Annotated in this window: 1 tRNA gene and 1 rRNA gene; both read right to left on the bottom strand. The window is 48.0% G+C overall.

The features are described 5' to 3' along the window. Positions 1-100 (bottom strand): 16S ribosomal RNA (locus KHQ79_RS22115); the annotation flags it as partial. A gap of 235 nt (positions 101-335) precedes the next feature. Beyond that, positions 336-411, bottom strand: a tRNA-Ala gene (locus KHQ79_RS22110). Positions 412-460 lie beyond the last annotated feature (49 nt).

Below are 460 nucleotides of genomic sequence, written 5' to 3'. Positions count from 1 at the left end.
CGCTAACATCAGGGAGCAAGCTCCCATCTGTCCGCTCGACTTGCATGTATTAGGCACGCCGCCAGCGTTCGTCCTGAGCCAGGATCAAACTCTCCGATAAATGGATCACAGGTTAAGTTCACCGCATTCTGCGGCGACACCTGTGTGACCTGCATCGTGCAGGCCCTAGTTTGACTGACTACGCACATCGCTGTGCGATTTATTTAAAAATGAATTAACAGGTACGTTCTGTCTTGTTTAGTTTTCAAAGATCATTTCGTTTGTTCGCTTTGTTAAAGCAACTTTATTAGTATACAATGCTACTTCTTCAAAGTCAACAACTTTTTTAAAAATTTTGGTGGAGCCTAGCGGGATCGAACCGCTGACCTCCTGCGTGCAAAGCAGGCGCTCTCCCAGCTGAGCTAAGGCCCCATTAAAATGGTCGGGAAGACAGGATTCGAACCTGCGACCCCATGGTCCC

Source organism: Bacillus sp. TSO22 (genome assembly GCF_020223595.1).
GTDB classification, from domain to species: Bacteria; Bacillota; Bacilli; order Bacillales; family Bacillaceae; genus Bacillus; species Bacillus inaquosorum.
This window is presented reverse-complemented; position numbering and strand designations above follow the sequence as displayed.